General features: G+C 70.1%; 17 protein-coding genes. 10 read left to right on the top strand and 7 right to left on the bottom strand.

The window, feature by feature from the left end; genetic code table 11:
* Positions 1-95 precede the first annotated feature (95 nt).
* A complete protein-coding gene (locus AB0I16_RS12360; protein ID WP_363249272.1) occupies positions 96-509 on the bottom strand; it encodes a roadblock/LC7 domain-containing protein in 414 nt (137 codons plus the stop codon).
* A gap of 92 nt (positions 510-601) precedes the next feature.
* On the opposite strand from AB0I16_RS12360, the gene AB0I16_RS12355 reads away from it, so the two are divergent.
* Both AB0I16_RS12355 and AB0I16_RS12350 read left to right on the top strand, forming a co-directional pair.
* Entirely contained in the window at positions 602-1,030 is a 429-nt protein-coding gene (locus AB0I16_RS12355; protein WP_363249271.1) for a PPOX class F420-dependent oxidoreductase, read from the top strand.
* A gap of 195 nt (positions 1,031-1,225) precedes the next feature.
* On the top strand, positions 1,226-1,825 hold the full coding sequence (locus AB0I16_RS12350; RefSeq protein ID WP_363249270.1) for a class I SAM-dependent methyltransferase: 600 nt from the start codon (positions 1,226-1,228) through the stop codon (positions 1,823-1,825).
* Positions 1,826-1,868: 43 nt separating this feature from the next.
* Here AB0I16_RS12350 and AB0I16_RS12345 read toward each other — a convergent pair whose 3' ends face one another.
* Entirely contained in the window at positions 1,869-2,627 is a 759-nt protein-coding gene (locus AB0I16_RS12345) for an alpha/beta hydrolase (RefSeq protein ID WP_363249269.1), read from the bottom strand.
* 139 nt (positions 2,628-2,766) lie between these two features.
* Here AB0I16_RS12345 and AB0I16_RS12340 point away from each other — a divergent pair, with 139 nt between their 5' ends.
* Positions 2,767-3,303, top strand: coding sequence for a PadR family transcriptional regulator (locus tag AB0I16_RS12340; protein WP_363249405.1), 537 nt, complete (start codon positions 2,767-2,769; stop codon positions 3,301-3,303).
* Here the strand turns inward: AB0I16_RS12340 and AB0I16_RS12335 are convergent.
* A complete protein-coding gene (locus AB0I16_RS12335) occupies positions 3,277-4,185 on the bottom strand; it encodes an oxygenase MpaB family protein (protein ID WP_363249268.1) in 909 nt (302 codons plus the stop codon). The two genes, AB0I16_RS12340 and AB0I16_RS12335, sit on opposite strands and share 27 nt — an antisense overlap.
* A gap of 105 nt (positions 4,186-4,290) precedes the next feature.
* On the opposite strand from AB0I16_RS12335, the gene AB0I16_RS12330 reads away from it, so the two are divergent.
* Positions 4,291-4,587 (top strand): hypothetical protein, encoded by a 297-nt coding sequence (locus AB0I16_RS12330; protein ID WP_363249404.1) that lies wholly within the window; start codon positions 4,291-4,293, stop codon positions 4,585-4,587.
* A gap of 140 nt (positions 4,588-4,727) precedes the next feature.
* Positions 4,728-5,543, top strand: coding sequence for a hypothetical protein (locus tag AB0I16_RS12325; protein WP_363249267.1), 816 nt, complete (start codon positions 4,728-4,730; stop codon positions 5,541-5,543).
* An 81-nt stretch (positions 5,544-5,624) separates the two neighbouring features.
* On the opposite strand, the gene AB0I16_RS12320 is transcribed toward AB0I16_RS12325, so the two are convergent.
* Both AB0I16_RS12320 and AB0I16_RS12315 read right to left on the bottom strand, forming a co-directional pair.
* A complete protein-coding gene (locus AB0I16_RS12320; RefSeq protein WP_363249266.1) occupies positions 5,625-5,807 on the bottom strand; it encodes a hypothetical protein in 183 nt (60 codons plus the stop codon).
* A 207-nt stretch (positions 5,808-6,014) separates the two neighbouring features.
* Entirely contained in the window at positions 6,015-7,067 is a 1,053-nt protein-coding gene (locus AB0I16_RS12315; RefSeq protein WP_363249265.1) for an acyl-CoA desaturase, read from the bottom strand.
* Positions 7,068-7,314: 247 nt separating this feature from the next.
* On the opposite strand from AB0I16_RS12315, the gene AB0I16_RS12310 reads away from it, so the two are divergent.
* Positions 7,315-10,194 carry a DEAD/DEAH box helicase gene (locus AB0I16_RS12310; protein ID WP_363249264.1) on the top strand — a complete coding sequence of 960 codons (2,880 nt, stop codon included), beginning with the start codon at positions 7,315-7,317 and terminating at the stop codon, positions 10,192-10,194.
* Positions 10,191-11,513: an SWF or SNF family helicase gene (locus AB0I16_RS12305; RefSeq protein ID WP_363249263.1), complete on the top strand. Its 1,323-nt coding sequence runs from the start codon at positions 10,191-10,193 to the stop codon at positions 11,511-11,513. Before AB0I16_RS12310 ends, AB0I16_RS12305 begins: the two co-directional genes overlap by 4 nt.
* A 208-nt stretch (positions 11,514-11,721) precedes the next feature.
* Here the strand turns inward: AB0I16_RS12305 and AB0I16_RS12300 are convergent, their stop codons facing one another.
* Positions 11,722-12,573 carry a hypothetical protein gene (locus AB0I16_RS12300; RefSeq protein WP_363249262.1) on the bottom strand — a complete coding sequence of 284 codons (852 nt, stop codon included), beginning with the start codon at positions 12,571-12,573 and terminating at the stop codon, positions 11,722-11,724.
* A 194-nt stretch (positions 12,574-12,767) separates the two neighbouring features.
* The gene (xylA, locus tag AB0I16_RS12295; RefSeq protein WP_363249261.1) at positions 12,768-13,934 is read right to left on the bottom strand and encodes a xylose isomerase; all 1,167 of its coding nucleotides are present in this window, start codon (positions 13,932-13,934) and stop codon (positions 12,768-12,770) included.
* A 124-nt stretch (positions 13,935-14,058) separates the two neighbouring features.
* On the opposite strand from xylA, the gene xylB reads away from it, so the two are divergent.
* The 3 genes from xylB (at position 14,059) to AB0I16_RS12280 (ending at position 18,177) form a co-directional block, all read left to right on the top strand.
* On the top strand, positions 14,059-15,510 hold the full coding sequence (xylB, locus tag AB0I16_RS12290) for a xylulokinase (RefSeq protein ID WP_363249260.1): 1,452 nt from the start codon (positions 14,059-14,061) through the stop codon (positions 15,508-15,510).
* Positions 15,511-15,524: 14 nt separating this feature from the next.
* On the top strand, positions 15,525-16,796 hold the full coding sequence (locus AB0I16_RS12285) for an ROK family protein (protein WP_363249259.1): 1,272 nt from the start codon (positions 15,525-15,527) through the stop codon (positions 16,794-16,796).
* 361 nt (positions 16,797-17,157) lie between these two features.
* Positions 17,158-18,177: an acetamidase/formamidase family protein gene (locus tag AB0I16_RS12280; protein ID WP_363249258.1), complete on the top strand. Its 1,020-nt coding sequence runs from the start codon at positions 17,158-17,160 to the stop codon at positions 18,175-18,177.
* Positions 18,178-18,209 lie beyond the last annotated feature (32 nt).

The raw sequence follows: 18,209 nt of genomic DNA, 5'->3' as shown, positions 1-18,209 counted from the left end.
CGAGACGTTCTTGCTCTCGGGAAAGACCGTAGCCCGGTCACGACGACCTCCGCTGGGCCTGTGGATAACTCCTGACAGGACAGCGTCAGGGCTGGTCAGAGGTCCACGACGGGTGCGCGCTCAGGCTGCCGTGCCTCCACGGCCAGATGCTCTCCGACGCGATTGACGAGCAACGTCATCTCATAGGCGACCTGGCCGATGTCAGCCTCCGCGGCGCTCAGGACGCACAGACAGCTGCCGTCGCCCGCCGCCGTGACGAAGAGAACCGCGTCATCGAACTCGATCATCGTCTGACGGACGTTGCCCGCGTGGAAGTGGCGCCCTGAGCCCTTGGCGAGGCTGTGCAACCCCGACGAGACCGCGGCCAGGTGCTCCGCGTCCTCCCGCCTCAGGTCCGAACTGGCCCCGGTGACCAGCCCGTCGTTGGACAGCACCAGCGCATGGCGAACGTGCTCCATCCGCTGCGTCAGGTCGTCCAGCAGCCAGCCCAGCCCCGTGCTCTGCACCATCGTTCCTGTCTCCCCGAGTCGGTCCTCCTGGCTGGAGGATCTGACCCGCCAGCCTTCCCCACGACCGGCGCCCCGGCAAGCATGATGGGAACATGGCACAAAAGATGACCGATGACCAATGGCGGGCATTCGTCTCGCAAGGCACGCGAACCGGCAAGCTGTCGACCGTCAGGGCCGACGGCAGCCCGCACATCGCACCGATCTGGTTCCTTCTCGACGGTGACGACCTGGTGTTCAACACCGGCAAGGACACTGTCAAAGGCCGCAACCTCGCCCGCGACGGCCGCGCGGCCCTGTGCGTGGACGACGACGAGCCACCGTTCGCCTTCGTCGTGCTGCAGGGCCGCGCCGAGCTGATCGAAGAGATCGACCAGGTCCGGCACTGGGCGGCCAGGATCGGCGCACGTTACATGGGCGAGGACCGGGCCGAGGAGTTCGGCGAACGCAATGGCGTGCCCGGTGAACTGCTGGTGCGCATGAGCATCGACAAGGTGCTCGCCCATACTGGAGTCTCCGAGTGAGGGCTTGTGCCGGCACCGGTCGTCGGCTCGCGTCGGCATCCGTCCTGAGGGCTCACCGACCGCGGCCCGTGGGTGCGGATCACCAACCGGACTGACGGTCAGCACCTCCTTCGAAGAGCAGGCTTTGAAGGACCACGCCACGCTCGAACGAGTGCACCGCTCGCACGTGCGGTGCACTGCGCAATCATGGGTCGCATGAGTGACGACCACGCAAAGGTCCAGGAGTTCTTCACGGCCCGAGCCGCCGATTGGGACGCCCGTTTCCCCGATGACGGCCCCGCCTATCGAGCCGCGGTCGCCGAACTCGGCCTCCGCGAGGGAGCGAGGGTGCTCGATGCGGGCTGTGGCACAGGGCGTGCCCTGCCGGCACTCAGGGAAGCCGTGGGGTCTTCGGGGGCGGTGCTGGGCGCCGACCTGACTCTCGCCATGCTGGAAGCAGCCCGGCGGGCGGGGAGGGACCGCGAGGGGCGGCTCCTCCTCGCCGATGTGGCACGCCTGCCGCTGGCCGCCGAATCGCTCGACGCCGTCTTCGGTGCCGGACTGATCTCACATCTCCCCCAGCCGACGGAGAACCTGGCGGAGTTGCGGCGTGTGGTGCGCCCCGGAGGGCTGCTCGCCCTCTTTCACCCCATCGGCCGTGCGGCGCTCGCGGCCCGGCAGGGGCGGCAGATCACACCGGATGATCTGCGGGCAGAGACCAACCTCGGCCCGCTGCTCGCACGCTCAGGCTGGCGCATGACGTCGTACGTCGACGAGGACGCGCGGTTCCTCGCGCTCGCCGTACGCGCGGATTGAGCAAGGCGCCTGAGGGGCCACTGTGTGGTTCTTGTGCAGCGGGTCAGGGGCGCCCCGCGACCGCGGTGGCGAACGCGTCGGCGTTGTCGAACATGACGTTGTGGCCCGCGTCCGGAACGGTCATGACCTGGACTCCGGTCGCCTCCAGGACGGCGCGCCCCACGAGGTCACCGCTGGACGCCCCCTGCAAGTAGACGCGCTCAATGGTCAGTCCTTCGAGCATCCGGCGCATCGTGGGCCGCGTGCCTCTGATGAGGCCGACGGCACTCCGATGCAGGGCACGCGGGTCGGCCAGGCGCATGGTGGCCGCCCAGGTGGGACCGACTTCTTCCAGCACGCGCGCGTAGCCGCCGTTTTCGACGAAGTCGTGTTCCTCGAAAGCGGCGATGCCGCTGCTGCCCGCTGTCGCCGGCGGATGCGGATCCAGGTTGGCCTCCGTGAGCACAAGGCGTGAGACCAGTTCGGGGCGCCGGTGCGCCAGGACGATGGCGACGGAACCGCCCATGCTGTGCGCGATGATCTCCGCTCCGGTCACACCGGCCTCGTCGAGAACCGCGGCCAGTGCGTCCGCGTGGTCCTCGAGCGTGTAGCCGAAGCCCGCGGGGCGGTCACTGATGCCGTGGCCGGGAAGGTCGACGAAGAGCGAGCGACGCCCCGCCAGTTCGGGCCTGGCGGCGATATGCGCGTGGTAGATCGTCGACGCCGCGCCGAGACCGTGCACGTACACGCGAGCGGCGTCGACGCCGTCGACCTCCGTCCATCGCACGCAGCTGCCCCCAGCGTCGAACCGTGCCTCACGCATCGTCGGGTCCCTCTCATGCCGAGCCGTCATGTCCACCGCCCACGCGGACGGGTTCACCACCCGACAATACATCGGTATCGATGTATTGCGGCCATGATGTACACCGCTCAGTGGGGTGAGGTGCGGCAGAATGCGAGCCATGCTCGAACTGGCCATCCTCGGATTCCTCTACGACGCCCCCCTGCACGGCTACGAGCTGCGCAAGCGCATCACCGCGCTCACCGGCCACGTACGACCCGTCGCGGAGAGCACTCTGTATCCCGCCATCAAGCGCCTGGAGAAGGCAGGGCTATTGGCCAGGGAGACGCAGCCGGGGGCGGTGGCCGCGCCGCGTCACGTCCTGAATCTCACGGAGGACGGCAGGCGGGAACTGCGCAAGCGCCTCGCGGAACCCGCGACAGGGGACATCACCGACGAGAACCGATGGTTCACGCTCCTCGCCTTCCTCCGCCACTTGGACGACGCGGCGGCCCAGGCCGCGGTACTGCGCAGACGGCTGGCCTTCCTGGAAGAGCCCGCCAGCTTCTTCTACGACGGGGAGCGGCCGCTGCGTGCGGAGGAGCTCGACGACCCCTTCAGGCGAGGCATCCTCACGATCGCGCGCGCCACCAGCCGAGCCGAACTGGCATGGCTGCAATCGACGCTGGCGTCACTCGGCGGCGCGGCCGCTCGCTGAGCTGTCCCCGTGCGGCACCGGGCACCCTCGGACACCGGGGACCGGGAACGTTCCGAGCGCGGAGACCTGGTAGCCGTTCGGGTACCCCTTGATCTCCCGGTTCTGCCGCGCGTAGTGCGGAGCCCTGCGCGGAGGCATCAGACGCACCGCGCGCCCCCTGAGCCGCACCGCGCCCCTGACCAGCGAACGAGAGATGACGCCCGGCCGCTCATAGCGGAAGGCCCGCAGCAAGGGCTCGTCGAGAAGCGCGAGAGTGGCGGTACGCAGCATGGGTGCCATCGGGCGCGGGTACCACGACGCCATCAGATCGAGGGTCGCGTCGGACACCTCGCGCGCTCCCTGGTCCCAGCCGAAGTGAGCCGCTTCGTAGTCATCGAGGCATTTCTCGAATGCGGCGTAGGAGGCCGGGATGCCCTTGATACCCATGTGCTGCCCGAGCGTGCGGTAATAGACGGCTGAGGCGGTCACCTCGTGATGCGAGAGCCTGCGCCAGCCGTAGGTGTCGATCCATCGCTTGGGCACCACGACGAACGTGCACAGGACGTAGCGCATGTCGTCATTGCTGATGTCATAGCTGCGGTGCATCTGGTTGATGCGACGGATCGCGGCCCTGCCTTCGTCGCCGGTGAAACCGTGCTCCACGACGGCGTCGAGCAGCAGAGCCGTATCGTCGTACCTCTTCTGCGTGCGGGCCGTGAGTTCGGCTGTCCTGGCAAGCAGGCGGCCGATGCTGGGGACGGCGTAGGTGCGGTAGAGGGCCAGTTCGAGGGCGCGGGTGTAGTCCCACGGGAATTCGAGCGTGGCGGTGAGCCGGTAGATCTCGAGGAAGTCCTTCTCCGGATCGAGGCGCCTGATCTGCTCCAGCCGCTGGAAACGCTTCACCGCGAAGCCCCCTTCTGTCACCGGAGCACTCACTCTACGTTGGAGTATGGCCATGCAGGCCTCCAGCGGCGGGAAGCTGTGCCCGGGAGAAGGTAGTCCAAAGTGATCGACAAGCTCCGTAAGTTCTGGCGTGCCGACAAACCTGCTGATGAGCGGGGCGCACCAACCGCCGGAGGGCAGAAGCGCACACACAATCTCTTCGAGGCGGCCGCCGTCTACGCCGCGGCCTGCGCCGAGGACGATCAGGACGAGATGGACCGAGCCAGGCAGTGGGTCTCTCCTGAGGCCTTGTCGTTCGGCCTCAGCGAGCTCGCCTGCCGAGCGGTCATCGCCCTTGCCCGGGAACGCGACGAGTCACCCCAGGAGGTGGCCCGCTCGCTCATGGGACTGCCTGCCGCCTGAACCCTCACCGCGGCCCCTGCGCGCTCGAAAGTCGTCGAACAAGGCTGCTCCTCGGTGATTTTCCTGGTCATCCGCCTCTCGACGATCTCTGGGGCGACTGGTTAGGGTGCGCCGACGGATGAAGCGATGCGGAGGCAGCCATGGCCGGGACAGATGACGCCGTCGGCGCCGGGGACGACGCGCTGTACGTGCTGACCGCGGTGCTGCTGACACCCGCGAAGTTTCCCAGCGTGCTGGGCGACGACTATCCGGAGGCGTGTGCGGCGCTCGGCCTCGCACCCCTCGCCGCGGGCTACGGCCTGGTCCTGGGCCAGGACGGCGAGGGGGCGCGCTGGACGGTCGTCGTCGACGACGTCTCCCTGGTGGCCGTGGCGATCGCTTCCTGGGACTGCGGCATGGAGTACGACCTGTCACCCGACGAACGCACCGTGGTCACCGCGCTGCCCGGCTGGCCTCTCGCGGTCGCCGTCGCGGCTCCTGGCGTCCCGGCGCCGCACGACCCGGAACCGGGAGCCGGCGAAGGACAGCCGCTCGCGCCACCGCCCTCCGACACCTGGGGGCCGGCCCAGCGGCGGCTGGGGGCCGACGAGATAGCACTGCAGTGGGCGACCTGGCGGGAACAGCTCGACGAGGCCGACTTCGCCACGGACGGCTCACCGGACCCTTCGAGCAGCCCGGACGGGGCTCCGCTGACCGGTGTGCGACGCGTGATGGCCGAAGCCCACTCGTACCTGGACTCCCCGCCGCCTCTGGGACGAGTCCGGTCGTCCTTCGCCTCCGGGGAAACACGCATCCTGCGTGCCGACGGGCCCGGCTGGTCGCTGGTCGCGAGGACCGACGACATCGCGTTCGTCCTGTTGGACGAGGAGCCCGGTGAAGTGCTGCCGGTCGGCCGCGGCCCGAGACTCCCCGCTCTGCTCGAAGCCCTCGACAAGATGGCGGTCCGCCCTTCGTAAGCCGGTCCGCCGCTCCCTCGTCACATCGGAACCAGTCGGCCCCCCGGAAGAAGCATTCCCCGCCTCACCGCTCCAGGGCCCTCAGTGGCCTACCTCCTTGCGTGTGACGCGACGCAGCCTGCGCCGCTGCCCGGGATCGAGCGCAAGATAGGCCGCGGCGGGGACCCCGAGCACGATCAGAAATGCGGCCCACCACGGCAACCAGATCAGCAGGATGAGCCCGGCTGCCACGCCCCCTGCGGCGATCTTCGCGTTCTTCGACATGTGCGTCGCCTCCTTCGCGGCTGCTGCCGCTCTCTGTCCGGAAAAACGGCCGTGGCGCTGACTCAGTTCCGGGCATCGACCCTGAGAGGTCCCTGAGTCCCGACCCCTACTGGTTCCGGGGCAGGGCAGCTCCCCACGACAGTGCGAGTGCCGCCCCAGTCCGTTCGACCACCTGCAGCCGCCTTCCCTCTACTCGGCCTGCTCGGCCTACTCGACCCGCAGGGGCTCACCGACCTCGTACATGTGGCGCAGCACCTGCCGGTAGGAGTCGACGAAGCCGGCTTCCGTGTAGGGGATGCCCACGGCGGCGCAGTGGGCGCGCACGGCCGGCTTCGCGAGCCGCAGGTGGGGCCGGGGCATGCTCGGGAACAGGTGGTGCTCGATCTGGTGGTTGAGGCCGCCGAGGAACCAGTCGATGACCGGGTTGCCGCGGATGTTGCGCGACGTCAGCACCTGGCGGTGCAGGTGCCCCCAGCGCTCGCCGTCGGGGTCCGGCATTTCCATGCCCTTGTGGTTCGGGGCGAAGGCGAGACCGAGGTGCAGACCGAACAGCGCCTGGTGCACAGCGGCGAACGCGAGCGCGTGGCCGACCGGCATGGCGGTGAACAGCAGCGTCACATAGCCCACCAGGTGAGCGACGAGGAGGAAGCCTTCCATCAGGCGCTCACGCGGAGGCTGGCGGCGCAGATCCTGGAAACCATAGATCTTCATGGCGATGCCCTGGAGGAGCGTCAGCGGGAAGAAGAGCCATGCCTGGTTCCGGGTGAGCCAACGACGAAAACCCATGCGGACCCTGGCCTGCTTGCTCGTCCACACGAGGACGTTGGCGGCCACATCGGGGTCCTTCTCGATGTGGTTGGGGTTGGCGTGGTGCCTGTTGTGCTTGTCGTTCCACCAGGCTGAACTCATCCCGAGCAGGAGGTTGCCGTGTATGAGGCCGATGGCACGGCCGACGGAACGCTTGCCGGTGATCTGGGAGTGCCCGGCGTCGTGCCCGATGAACGCCGTGCGGGCACACAGGACGGACAGCACGGGGGCGAGGAGAAGCACCCACCAGGAGCCGCCCACGAGGTACATCGCGATGCCCACCGCCGTGAGGGCGATGGCGTTGACCGCGATGGTGCGCGTGTACCAGCCGATGCGGCGATCCAAAAGACCCTGGCCCTTGACGGTACGCAGGAGGGGCGCGAAGTCGCTTCCGGCGGGCTGCCTGCCAGTGGATGATGGGGAGCGTTCCGCTACTGCTGCGGCCTGGGGCATGAATGGGTCTCCGGTCTCCGTAATGGCGGTCTGACCCGTTGAAACGTACGGATCGACACCTCGGGGCGACCATGGCGGCACCACCCGAGTCAGGGCGGGGGTCAGCCCCACCGCACCGGGGGGTTGCCCCCACCACCCCTGCCGCAGTGACGTGGATCACCCGGGAGCTGCTTCCCTATCGCCTCACCCGTCAGGTACTCTCGGCGGCTCCGGTTCAGTAGTCAAATTTGAGGAATGCGCTATCGCTGTGCAGAGGCTCCCTGTCGTCTCCCCTTCCGAGATCTCCGAACTGTCACGCTGTTCCGTCCTCTTCGCACCCGCCGACCCCGCTCGCGGCGGCAGGGTCGCCTTCTGGCGCCCGGACGGCACCGAGCCGCCTGCCTCTTCCGTGGGCACCACCGAGGAACTGGACATCGCCGTCCCTGGCGACGACGGCGCCGAACTCATCGCTGTGCCTGTGCTGCTCCTCCCGGTCCGCGACGCGCTGCCGGTCCTCACACGCGCGCGTGCCTCGTCCGAGGCACACCCGACGGCCCTCTTCTGGGGTACGGCCGGAGTGTTCGCCCTGCAACTGGCCGCCCGTGGACTCCTCCTCCCGGGGCTCACCGCCAGTGACCACGACGCCTGGCGTGCCGGCCCCCTGGGAGCCGAGGACGTGCGACGACTGCGCGAGCTGGCCGCGGCGATGCCCCCGGCCGCGCACGCGCTGCCATTGAGCGACGACGCGCCACTGCGGCTGCCCGAGCCGGAGCGTCTGCTGCGGCAGTTCCTCGACGCCGTGGCCGACACGCTGCCGCGCTCCCCCGCCGCGGTCGTGGCTGCTGGCGGGCCTCTCTTCGCGGCACGGGAGCCGCAACGGGCTCCGGAGCAGCGGGCCTGGGCGGCAGACGTCGCGGCCGGGCACGACGCGGGAGTGCGGATCTCGCTGCGGGTGGAGATCCCGGGCCTGTCCTCGGTAGCCGAGGAAGGCACCCGCCTGCCCTTCCGCGCCGTGCTGCAACTGCACAGCGTCAGTGACCCCACGCTCGTCGCGGACGCCACGGAGGTGTGGAGTGGCAGCGCAGCCTCGGAACGCTCCTTCGGGCCACGTGCGAAGATGGACGCGCTCCTCGCACTGCGCCGTGCCACGCGTGCGTGGCCACCTCTCGCTCCACTGCTCTCGGCCACCGTGCCCGACGCGATCGAACTCGCCGACGATGAGGTCACCGAACTGCTGGGCGAAGGGGCGCGCATGCTCGCCGCGGCGGGTGTCGACGTGCACTGGCCGAGGGAACTGGCCCGCAGCCTGACCGCGCGAGCCGTCATCGGCCCGCCGGACGACGGGCGGGACGGCACCGGGAAGAGCCTGGACAGACTGGCATCGGGCACGCCCTCGTTCCTCTCCGCCGACGCGCTGCTCGCCTTCAACTGGCGCTTCGCGCTGGGCGACCAGGAACTGACCCGCGAGGAACTCGAACGGCTCGCCGAGGCGAACCGTCCTGTGGTGCGCCTGCGTGACCAGTGGGTACTCATCGACCCCGAAGAACTGCGCCGCGTACGCAACCAGCAGGACCGCAAAGTCACCCCGATCGACGCCCTCAGCGCCGCCCTCACGGGTACGGCCGAGGTCGAGGGGCAGCACGTGGAGGTGGAGCCGACGGGATGGCTCGCCACCCTGCGCGAGCGCCTCGCGGACCCGGAGGGCATGCAGCCCGTCGGCCAGCCCGAAGCGCTCGCCGCGGAGCTTCGCGACTACCAGCTGCGAGGGCTGAACTGGCTCGCCCGCATGACCTCGCTGGGCCTCGGCGGTTGCCTGGCCGACGACATGGGGCTCGGCAAGACCATCACGCTGATCTCGCTGCACCTGCACCGTCAGACACAGCAGGACTCCGCCGGCCCGACGCTGGTGGTCTGCCCGACGTCGTTGATGGGCAACTGGCAGCGTGAAATCGAGAAGTTCGCGCCCGGCACACGCGTACGACGGTTCCACGGCGCCCAGCGCGGCCTGGAGGACCTGGCCGACGGTGAGTTCGTGCTGACTACCTACGGCACGATGCGGCTCGACGCGGAGAAGCTGGGGCGGACTTCCTGGGGCATGGTGGTCGCCGACGAGGCCCAGCACGTGAAGAACCCGTACTCGGCGACGGCCAAGCAGTTGCGGACCATCGAGGCACGCGCGCGTGTGGCGCTCACCGGAACTCCGGTGGAGAACAACCTCTCCGAACTGTGGGCCATCCTGGACTGGACCACGCCTGGACTGCTCGGCAGGCTCGGTACCTTCAGGACGCGCTACGCCCAGGCCGTGGAAGGCGGCTCGGACCCGGGCGCCGCCGAACGGCTGGGTCAGCTCGTACGCCCGTTCCTGTTGCGTCGACGCAAGTCGGACCCGGGGATCGCGCCGGAACTGCCACCGAAGACAGAGACGGACCGGGCAGTGGCCCTGAGCCAGGAACAGACAGGTCTCTACGAAGCGGTGGTTCGCGAGACCCTGGCGGAGATCGCGGAAGCCGACGGTTTCACGCGGCGCGGGCTGATCGTCAAGCTGCTCACCGCGCTCAAGCAGATCTGCAATCACCCCGCGCAGTACCTCAAGGAGGAGGAACCGCGCATCGCGGGCCGCTCCGGCAAGCTGGAGCTGCTCGACGAACTGCTCGACACGATCCTCGCCGAGGAAGCCGGCGTGCTCGTCTTCACGCAGTACGTCCAGATGGCGCGACTCATCGAGCGCCACCTCGCGGACCGCGGGGTCCCGTCGCAGTTCCTGCACGGCGGGACCCCGGTCGCCCGGCGTGAGGCAATGGTCCAGCGTTTCCAGAACGGCGAGGTGCCCGTCTTCCTGCTGTCCCTGAAGGCGGCGGGTACCGGGTTGAACCTGACACGTGCCGAGCACGTCGTGCATTACGACCGCTGGTGGAACCCCGCCGTCGAGGCGCAGGCCACCGACCGCGCGTACCGCATCGGGCAGACACAACCGGTGCAGGTCCACCGGCTGATCGCGGAGGGCACGATCGAGGATCGCATCGCCGAGATGCTGCTGCGCAAGCGTGAGTTGGCGGACGCCGTCCTCGGTGCGGGCGAGGCCGCCCTCACCGAGCTGACCGACGCCGAACTGTCGGATCTGGTGGAGCTTCGAGGGGGCACGCGATGAGTGACATCCATGACGACACGTACGGAACCGAAAACGACGACACGCGCGTGGACGCGCCCGCCCCTGAGCGCACGTTCGCAGCCATGCCGCCCGCGCACGGTCGTGCCTTCGCGCAGAGCTGGTGGGGTCAGGCCTGGCTGAAGGCGCTCGAAGAGACCGCGCTGGACAACGCCCAGCTGAAAGCGGGGCGCAAGCTGGCGCGCGCGGGCGCCGTGGGCGCCGTCTCGGTGCGGCCCGGCCGTATCACCGCGGTCGTCAAGGACTCCGACGGCACACCGCACCGGTCCGACGTGCTGCTCCAGGAGCTGAGCCCGGAGGAGTGGGACCGCTTCGCGGAGATGGCCATCGAGCGGGCCGGGCACATCGCGGCGCTCCTGGACCGCGACATGCCGCCCCACCTGGTGGAGGACTCGTCGGCCGCCGGCATCGACCTGCTGCCCGGCATCGGTGACCTGGAGCCCGAGTGTGACTGCGAGGCGTGGGACCACTGCGGGCACACATCGGCGCTCTGCTACCAGGTGGCACGCTTGCTCGATCAGGACCCGTTCGTCCTCTTGCTGATGCGGGGACGCGGGGAACGCGAGCTCCTCGATGAGCTCCAGGTACGCAGCGTCGCGCGGAGCGACGCGCCGCAGCGCAGTGAGGCGCCCCAGGGTGCCGTCCTGGAGGGCGTCAGCGCCACGCAGGCGTACGCGGAGGGCGACATCCTGCCTCCGCTGCCCGCTCCGCCCGAGCTGCCCTCAGGGCCCGGCCTGCCGCCGACGCTCGACACGGAGGCGGAGCCGGGTGCGGGCCTCGACGTGGCGGCGGTCGAGTTCCTGGCGACGCGGGCCGCAGCGGAGGCGTACCGTCTGCTGGCCGAGGCGCTGGCTCCGGGCCATGAAGAGCACGCCGTGCAAGCAGAGTTGCCCGCGGACGAGGACGCCGTGCGACTGGCCGCCGCGGAACCGGAGACCGAAGTGAAGAACCGGCTCGCGGCGGTGTCCGGGCGCGGACGCGAGGGTCTCGCGCTTGCGGTGCGGGCCTGGCGGTTCGGCGGCCGGGCGGGCCTGCACATACTGGAAGAGGAGTGGTCACCGGAGGCTGAGGCGCTGGCACGCGCGCGTACCGCACTGGACGCGGCCTGGGACGAGGGCGAACGGCCGCCGCTGCGGGCCTCGCACAACCACTGGACCGTGGTCGGCTCGAACGTGCAGTTGCGGCTTGGGCGTGACGGCCGCTGGTGGCCCTACCGAAAGGAACGCGGCCAATGGACCCCGGCAGGGCCGGCCGCGCACGATCCCGCCACTGTGCTGGCCGTGGCGAGCGGCAGTGAGTGAGGCGCTTCCGGCGAGTTGAGCCGGGCGCCGCCCCAGGAGCGCCTACCGGCGCGTGACGACCGTCCGACCGCGCGCCGGGAACACCGGCACGCGCGCTCCCCCTGACCAGCGATTGAGCGCGGCCACGTCATCGTCGACCGTAGAAACACGTCGGATCAGGGAGGTCTGACCACACGAGCTATTCGGGCTCACCATGGGGATGGCGAATTCATCGGCTCTGCCGGACGAGGCCCGGCTGAAGGGGGAGAATCAGGGACACTCTGCCGCACACGCACTGATCGGACCGGTGCGTGCCGACGCCGCCTCCCGCCCCTCGCGGGAGGCGGCGTCGGCGCGTCCGAGCCAGGGCAAAAGGCCGCACTGGACGTGGACACGGTGGTCTCCGGGAACGGTGACCCGATTTTTCGGACGGCGCGGCGGCCGCCTCGCGAGGAGCCGCCGCCTCAGCGGTGTGAAGATCAGGACAGCGGCTTGGTGAGCTTGTGCTCGCCCGCGCCGGCGTCTCCCGCCAAGCTGCACGCGACGTCATCGATGCCGATCCTGTAGCCGGAGACATCCGGGTACTGCACCAGAGTGCCTCGTACGGTGCCGGACGGCTGGCTGCGCGCCTTGCGTTCGAGCGGCTTGCGGCATAGTCGGACGCCGCCTTCTTCAGCTGCGCATTCGTCGTGTAGGAGCCCTTGAGGGTCGCGAAGGCCACCACTTCGGCATCGTGTGGGGTGCCACATGGCTTCTTCGCGGCGCGACCAGGCTTGCCGGCGTCGACGTCGAAGCAGTCGCCTGTCTTCAACCGGTAGTACGGGACTTCACCGGCCGCCGGTGTGGGGATGAGCGAATCGATGTCGCTCGGGAAGTCCGTCGGCAGCGAGGGGACCTCAGTCGGGAGGTCGGTGGGCACCTCGCTCGGCAGCTCCGAGGGGATGCTCAGGGAAGGCGTCGGCTCGGACTCCCTGCTGCTGCTCTCGATCGGCCTCTTCTTCTCCTTGCCGTCGCCGCCGTCCATGGCCACGAGGACGAGCGCGGCGACGGCCCCCACGGCCACGACGACCGCCAGCAGCACGAGGAGCCCCTTGTGCCGCCCTGGAGGCCCTCCAGGCGGCGGGCCGAACCCCCCGCCGCCCGCGGGAGGCGGGCCGACGGGAGGAGGAGGTGGCTGAGGCGGTACGGGCGGCATGGCCATACCGTCCAGAGTCGCCTCGAACCAGTCAGGAGGCGACCCCTACACGGAAGTTGCCGCGGGCTCGGCGGCGAACCCTAGCCGCGTACTCCCAAGAGGTGATCCATCGCCAGCTGGTCGAGGTGCTCGAACGCCATCCCGCGCTCGGCAGCCGCCTCCACGTCGAACGCCTCGAAGGCGCCCTGGTCGGAGAGCAGTCCGGAGAGACCGTCCTCGGCCGTGGGAACCGCCAGCTCGTCGAGGCGTGAGGCACGCAGCGCCTCCCGCACCTCGGGGTCGGCCCGGAAGGCGGCCGACCGCTCCCGCAGGATCAGGTAGTTGCGCATGCAGCCGGCGGCCGATGCCCAGACTCCTTCGTGGTCCTCCGTGCGCGGCGGCTTGAAGTCGAAGTGGCGCGGACCGTCGTAACCGCCCCTCTCCAGGAGGTCCACCAGCCAGAACGCGCTGCGCAGGTCCCCCGCGCCGAAGCGCAGGTCCTGGTCGTACTTGATGCCTGTCTGGCCGTTCAGGTCGATGTGGAAGAGCTTGGCCGCCCAGAGCGCCTGGGCGATGGAGTGCGGGAAGTTGAGGCCGGCCATCTGTTCGTGGCCCACTTCAGGGTTGACGCCGAACAGTTCGGGGCGCTCCAGGCGCTCGATGAAGGCCAAGGCGTGCCCGACGGTGGGCAGGAGGATGTCACCGCGCGGCTCGTTCGGCTTCGGCTCGATCGCGAAGCGCAGGTCGTAACCCTGGGACGTCACGTACTCGGACAGCAGGTCGAAGGCCTCCTTCATGCGGTCGAGCGCGTCGCGCACGTCCTTGGCGGCGCCGGATTCCGCTCCCTCCCTGCCGCCCCACGCCACGTACGTACGCGCGCCCAGCTCCACCGCGAGGTCGATGTTGCGGATGGTCTTGCGCAGCGCGTAGCGGCGTACGTCACGGTCGTTCGCGGTGAACGCGCCGTCCTTGAAGACGGGGTGCGTGAAGAGGTTCGTGGTGGCCATCGGCACGACGAGGCCCGTCGCGTCCAGGGCCTGCCGGAAGCGCTTGATGTGCCCCTCGCGCTCCGTGTCGGACGCCCCGAAGGGGATCAGGTCGTCGTCGTGGAACGTCACTCCGTAGGCACCCAGTTCGGCGAGGTGACGCACGGAGTCCGCCGGGTCGATCGCGCCCCGCGTGGCGTCGCCGAACGGGTCACGCCCCTGCCAGCCGACGGTCCACAGACCGAAGCTGAACTTGTCGTCCGGAGTGGGCTGGTAGTTCATGTACGGCTCCCTCGACTATTTCGTCATGGCCCTTTACAAATTAGTATCCGAGAGCCCCGCTGGGAAGGTCGTGGAGGAAACTACGGGGCAGCACCGGGGAAGAGCCGCAGGAACGGAGACCGGAATGTCATCAGCTCCATCGGCCCAAGGGCCTCTTGTCGTCGGCGTGGACACATCCACGCAGTCCACCAAGGCCCTGGTCATCGATGTGGCCTCCGGCCACGTCGTGGCGAGAGGCCAGGCCCCGCACCGGGTCAGCACGGGCGAGGGCCGCGAGAGCGACCCGCAGGAGTGGTGGGACGCGCTGTGTGCGGCCCTGGAGCAGTGCGGTCCCGCCGCGCGGGAGGCCGCCGCCGTGTCGGTCGGCGGCCAACAGCACGGTCTCGTGACGCTCGGCCGTGACGGCAACCCGGTCCGGCCTGCCCTGCTGTGGAACGATGTGCGCTCCGCCCCGCAGGCCAGGTCCCTCACCGAACGACTCGGCGGGCCCAAGGTGTGGGCGGACCGCGTCGGAAGCGTGCCGGGCCCCTCCTTCACCGTGACGAAGTGGGCCTGGCTCGCCGAGCACGAACCCTCGGCCGTCCGCGTCACGACCGCCGTACGCCTCCCCCACGACTACCTCACGGAACGCCTCACGGGACTCGGTACGACCGACCGTGGCGACGCCTCCGGCACGGGCTGGTGGGCGTCGGGCCCGGAGGCGTACGACGAGGAAATCCTCGGCATGGTGGGCCTCGATCCAGCGTTGCTCCCGCGCGTGGCCCGCCCCGGCGAGGTGGCCGGAACCGTGCGCGGCGGCGAACTGCCCTTCTCCAAGGGCACCCTGGTCGCACCCGGAACCGGCGACAACGCCGCGGCCGCCCTGGGGCTCGGGCTGCGACCCGGCACTCCGGTGCTGAGCCTCGGCACGTCCGGCACCGTGTACGCGGTCTCCGAGCGCCGCTCCGCGGATTCGACCGGCACCGTCGCGGGCTTCGCCGACGCGCGTGGCGACTGGCTGCCGCTGGCCTGCACGCTCAACTGCACGCTGGCCGTCGACCGGGTGGCCGCCCTCCTGAGCCTCGACCGCGAGGCGGTCGCACCCGGCGGCACCGCCACGCTCCTGCCCTACCTGGACGGAGAGCGGACCCCTGACCTGCCCCACGCCTCCGGCCTGCTGCACGGGCTGCGGCACGACACGACGCCGGAGCAGTTGCTGCAGGCCGCGTACGACGGGGCCGTGCACTCGCTGCTCGGAGCGCTCGACCTGGTCCTCGACGCGGACGCCGACAGGTCGACCCCGCTGATGCTGATCGGCGGCGGCGCGCGAGGGGCGGCCTGGCAGCACACCGTGCGACGTCTCTCCGGGCGCCCCGTGCAGGTTCCTCTGGCCCAGGAACTCGTCGCGATCGGTGCCGCGGCGCAGGCTGCGGGCGTACTGACCGGCGAGGACCCGGCGGCCATCGCCCGGCGGTGGGGCACCGCCGAGGGGCCCGTGCTCGACCCGGTGGAGCGGGACGAAGAGACGCTGTCCCGGATCTCCGGGGTACTCTCCGACGCGGCGGCGCTCCTGGACAGGGCGCCCAACGGGGAGTGAGGGCCGACCTGAGCATGACCGCACCGCTGCACGAGGATCGCCGGGGCGGGGCCGGTACGCCGCCTGGCGAGCAACGCCAGGGGGCTTCCGGACCGCCGCTGCGAGGGAGGCCCGGCACGCCACTGCTCGACACCCAGCAGGGAATGCGCCGCCGCAACCTCTCCCGGGTGATGTACGCCGTCGCCGCACACGGCCCTCTGTCCCGCGCCGCCGTGGCCTCCAGGATCGGCCTGACGCGGGCAGCCGTCTCCACGCTGGTGGACGAACTGATCCGGTCGGGCCACTTGGACGAGCTGGGCCCCGAGCGTCCCGGGCGGGTGGGCCGGCCAGGGTCCGCCCTCGCGATCAGCGCACGCGGACCCGTCGGCATCGGCGCCGAGGTGGGCGTCGACCATCTCGCGGCGTGCGCGGTCGACCTGCGCGGAGAGGTACGCGTGCGTGCCGTGCGGCGAGCCGGCAACCGCGACCGCTCCCCCGGTCCCGTACTCCAGGAGCTTGCCGCCCTGGTGCGAAGAGTGAGCGTGGAAGCGCTTGAGGCGGGCATGTCCCCCGCGGGCCTCGCGGTAGCCGTGCCCGGCCTCGTGGCCCGCGACTCACGAACGGTCGTACGTGCGCCCAACCTCGGCTGGCACGACATCGACCTCGCCCCGCTCCTCCCCGCCGAGCTACCGCTGACGGTCGACAACGAGGCGAACTTCGGGGCTCTCGCGGAGCTGTGGCTCGGCGAGGAGACCCCGGAGGACTTCCTGCACGTCTCCGCGGAGATCGGCGTGGGCGCCGCGCTGGTGGTCGACGGCCGGCTGCTGCGCGGGACACATGGCTTCGCGGGCGAGCTGGGCCACGTGCCGATATGGCCGGAAGGACCCGCCTGCCCCTGCGGCGGCCGAGGCTGTCTTGAGCAGTACGCCGGTCAGGAAGCAGTGCTGCGGGCGGTGGGCCTCGATGAGCGGGAGGACCGGGTGGAGCTGCTCGCGGAACGCGCCGACGCGGGGGACGAAACGGTACGCCGGGCGCTGAGCGACGCGGGCACCGCGATGGGTATCGCGCTCACCGGCGCCGTCAATCTTCTGGACCCGAGAGCCGTGGTGCTCGGCGGAGCCCTGTCACGCCTCGCGCCCTGGCTGCTGCCCGCGCTGGGGCGGGAGCTCGCCGAACGCACCGCGGGACGGGCCTGCCGGGTGACGGCGTCCACTCTGGGGTCGGACGGGCCGCTGCTGGGCGCGGCCCACTCGGTGGCGCGAGCCGTGCTGGACGACCCGGTGGGAGCGGGCGCGGGAGGCGGTTGATCACTCGGGTGTGATCCGGCGACACGGAAACGGCACATCAACCGCCCCATACCCCCGTAGGAGTGACCGGGATATCCACAATCACGCGACCGCCCACAGATGTGGGTTTCGCTCTTCCGCCCCAACCAGCGGGCGCTTTAACGTAATTCACGTGAGGCGCCACCGCACTGGCAGTACGGGCGCCTCGCGGACCGGGGGATTCCCGCATGTCGCGAGAGAGCAACCCGGCGCCATGCCGTGGCGTCGGCGGGTTGTGTGAGGCTCTGTCACATAGCCACACCGCAGCGTTCCGCAACTGGCGTTCCCGTACCGGTCCCCGACCGTTCGACGGCCCGTCCGGCCAGAGTGGAGCAGTACAGCGATGAGCGACCCCAGGATTCTGACCGTGCGGCCCGATCCGGGCGAGTACGCCTGGACGTTCGGCGGCGCACCGCCCATGGCGCGCGTCTCGCCGGGCACGGTCCTCGACCTCTTCACAGAGGACTGCTTCGCCGGGAAGGTGCGCTCGGAGAAGGACCTGGTCTCCGAGGTCTGCGAGTTTCCGTTCCTCAATCCGCAGACCGGCCCCTTCTATGTGGAGGGTGCGGAGCCGGGTGACACCGTCGCCGTGCACTTCGTGTCCATCGAGCCCGCACGCGACTGGGCGGCCTCCACGACGGTTCCGCTGTTCGGCGCCCTGACGTCCACGCACTCCACCGCCTCGCTCCAGCCGCCACTGCCCGAAGCCGTATGGATATGGCAGCTCGACCGGGCCAGACGCACCGCTCGGTTCACCGCGCGCGACGGTGATTTCGAGAAGGAGCTGCCGATGGACCCCATGCACGGCACGGTCGGTGTCGCCCCGGCCAACCTGGAGGTGCGCTCCGCTCTGGTGCCGGATGCCCACGGCGGGAACATGGATACGCCCGAGATGCGAGCCGGCGTCACCTGTTACCTCGGGGTGAACGTCGAGGGAGCCCTGCTGAGCCTGGGCGACGGCCACGCGCGACAGGGGGAGGGGGAGACGTGTGGGGTCGCCGTCGAGTGCGCCATGAACACGATGGTGATCGTCGAGCTCCTGAAGGGGGTGGCCACTCCCTGGCCGCGCCTGGAGTCCGACACGCACATCATCTCCACCGGTTCGGCGCGTCCGCTGGAGGACGCGTTCCGCATATCGCAGCTCGACCTGGTGCAGTGGCTCGTCCGTGACTACGGCTTCAGCGAGCTGGACGCCTACCAGTTCGCGACGCAGACGGTGGAGTCGCCGCTCGCCAACGTCTGCGACACCAACTACACATGCGTGGCGAAGATCCGCAAGGAGTGGCTGCCCGAGCGTGAGACACACCGCGGTCTGCATGCTCATCTGCGCGAGGTGGCCGCCTCGCTCCCCCGCGGGAAGTGAGGCGACACCCGGAAAGCATGAGCCTCAGTAGC

Source organism: Streptomyces sp. NPDC050703 (genome assembly GCF_040654435.1).
Classification (GTDB): domain Bacteria; phylum Actinomycetota; class Actinomycetes; order Streptomycetales; family Streptomycetaceae; genus Streptomyces.
The sequence above is the reverse complement of the archived record's forward strand: the minus strand, read 5'-3'. Positions and strand labels throughout refer to the sequence as shown.